This window comes from Aeromonas popoffii (assembly GCF_000820025.1).
Lineage (GTDB): Bacteria > Pseudomonadota > Gammaproteobacteria > Enterobacterales > Aeromonadaceae > Aeromonas > Aeromonas popoffii.
Genome location: NZ_CDBI01000017.1, coordinates 1 through 2,147, shown reverse-complemented (window position 1 = coordinate 2,147; position 2,147 = coordinate 1). Strand labels below are relative to the sequence as shown.

Below are 2,147 nucleotides of genomic sequence, written 5' to 3'. Positions count from 1 at the left end.
CTGGCCCTCAACGCCGCCATAGAGGCGGCCCGCGCTGGCGAGCAGGGTCGCGGTTTTGCGGTGGTGGCCGACGAGGTACGCGCCCTCTCCAGCCGCAGCCGCGCCGCCAGCGAGCAGATCTCCCAGATGATCGCGGCACTGCAGAAAGAGGCCCAGAGCGCCGTTGCGGTGATCGGGGATGCAAAATCCAAGGCGGACCAGAGCATCCACAAGACCGAGGAAACCCTGGCCGCCATGCAAAACATCATAGGTCGCATCGCCAGCATCAACGATCTCAACGCCCAGATGGCGCAATCTGCCGAGGAGCAGGACAGGGTCTGCAGCGAGGTGGACAGCTCGGTGAGCGACATTCGCAACACCTCCAACGACACCCTGGGTCAGGCGCACGCCGCCAACCTCGCCAGCATCCAGCTGGTGGAGCAGTGCCAGAAGCTGGAACAGTTGCTCAAGACCTACCGCTGGTAAGGCGTAACACCGCTCAACAAAAAGCGCGACACTGGGTCGTAATGCCAGTCAGTTAAGCCTGACTGGCATTGTTTTTATTGGCCTTTTTCACACTGTACTGCGGTGGTCTTGGCTTCACGCCGCGGGGGTAAGGTCGCTCTCTTCTGGTCGTGACGTCCTCTTCACCAAGCAGGGTAGTGATGAGCGTGGGGGAATGAGGTGGAAGAGCGACCCCAGCTGGGCAGCCTGGCTGGCGTGAAGAAAGTCGTGAGCCTGTGTGATACGCATAAAAAATCCGAAACCAATCAACACGTTTCGGATTTTCACACATCAGCAGGAGCGGTCAATGGACCCTTCACTTATCGGCATTGCGCCTTTGGCTCCCCTTTTCTCATGCTGATCTCTCACCCATACAATATGTGGATCAGGGTGCCGCCTTGCTGGCGTTCATCCTGGCTTTCACCATGCCGATCACCATGGGCAGCAGCGAGATGCCGATGATGCCGAAGATCAACAGGGTAAAGTTCTGACGTACCACAGGCAGATTGCCAAAGAAGTGGCCGGCGTAGACGAACGACAGCACCCACAGCAGGCCGCCCACCAGGTTGAACACCAGGAAGCGCGGATAGGTCATGGCGCCCATGCCCGCCACGAAGGGAGCAAAGGTACGCACGATAGGCAGGAAGCGGGTGATGATGATGGTCTTGCCGCCATGCTTGGCATAGAAGGCGTGGGTCTTGTCCAGATAGTCGCGACGGAAGATCTTGGAATCGGGATTGCGGAACAGCTGCTCCCCGAAGAAGTGACCTATGGTGTAGTTAACCACGTTGCCCAGCACGGCGGCGATGATCAGCACGGCGGCCAGGGTGTGCACGTCCAGCACGCTGCCGACGGTGAGCGCACCGGCAGCGAACAGCAGGGAGTCACCCGGCAGGAAGGGGGTGACGACCAGCCCTGTCTCGCAGAAGATGATCAAAAACAGAATGGCGTAAACCCAGATGCCATAGTTTTCAAACAGCTCTTTCAAATGCACATCAACATGCAGAATAAAATCAATCGCAAACAGGATCAGATCCATTTTCTCATACCCATAAAGTGAACGGCGTGGAGTCTACGCCAATGCATTCCGAGCCACAATCTTCCCACAATCCTCTTTTTATCCCGGTTAAACGCAACCCGTACGACGCTATCTTCGTCATGACAATACCATCAAAGAGGAAATGCATCTTCTCGACACCAGCCAGGCCAACCATGGTTCAGTCACGCTCATCCAGTGCCGCGCTAACGCGCGCTGGCAGGCATTTCTCCCAGCCCCATAGCAATACCAGCAGCAGCGTCACATCATCGAGCCAACCGAGCAGGGGCACCACATCGGGGATGAGATCCACCGGGCTGATGCCATAAAGCAAGATGAGGATCACCAGCCCCCTGGCCCACCAAGGCGTGGCCGGGTGGCGAAAGCCCAGATAGAGGCGACGCACACGCCGCCAGATGAGCCAGCGTTTGCCCATTAACTTTCGATCAACTCGTGGCGCAGCCGCTGGATCTGGTCTCGCAGCGCGGCCGCCTGTTCGAACTCCAGATCCCGCGCATGCTGGAACATCTGTTCTTCCATCCGCTTGATCTCTTTGGCGATCTCGCTGGCAGAACGGGCATGGTATTCCCCTTGCGGCTCGGCGGCCTTGCGCCCTCCCCTCCCCGCT

4 protein-coding genes are annotated in these 2,147 nt (G+C 58.2%); 1 reads left to right on the top strand and 3 read right to left on the bottom strand.

Going from position 1 to position 2,147, the window contains the following annotated elements; translation table 11 throughout:
- On the top strand, positions 1 to 465 hold a 465-nt coding region (locus BN1129_RS04425; protein WP_042034746.1), incomplete at its 5' end, for a methyl-accepting chemotaxis protein.
- Between the two features lie 403 nt (positions 466 to 868).
- Here the strand turns inward: BN1129_RS04425 and BN1129_RS04420 are convergent.
- The 3 genes from BN1129_RS04420 to BN1129_RS04410 form a co-directional block, all read right to left on the bottom strand.
- Positions 869 to 1,522 (bottom strand): DedA family protein, encoded by a 654-nt coding sequence (locus BN1129_RS04420; RefSeq protein WP_042034745.1) that lies wholly within the window; start codon positions 1,520 to 1,522, stop codon positions 869 to 871.
- A 178-nt stretch (positions 1,523 to 1,700) separates the two neighbouring features.
- A complete protein-coding gene (locus tag BN1129_RS04415) occupies positions 1,701 to 1,955 on the bottom strand; it encodes a YkvA family protein (protein ID WP_042034744.1) in 255 nt (84 codons plus the stop codon).
- Positions 1,955 to 2,147, bottom strand: a 193-nt coding sequence (locus BN1129_RS04410) for a UvrB/UvrC motif-containing protein (protein WP_042034743.1), incomplete at its 5' end; no start/stop codon positions are given. The genes BN1129_RS04410 and BN1129_RS04415, both read right to left, overlap by 1 nt.

Coding starts and splice junctions, on each gene's coding strand:
- BN1129_RS04420 (WP_042034745.1), bottom strand. CDS start 1,522: ATGGATCTGATCCTGTTTGCGATTGATTTTATTCTGCATGTTGATGTG.
- BN1129_RS04415 (WP_042034744.1), bottom strand. CDS start 1,955: ATGGGCAAACGCTGGCTCATCTGGCGGCGTGTGCGTCGCCTCTATCTG.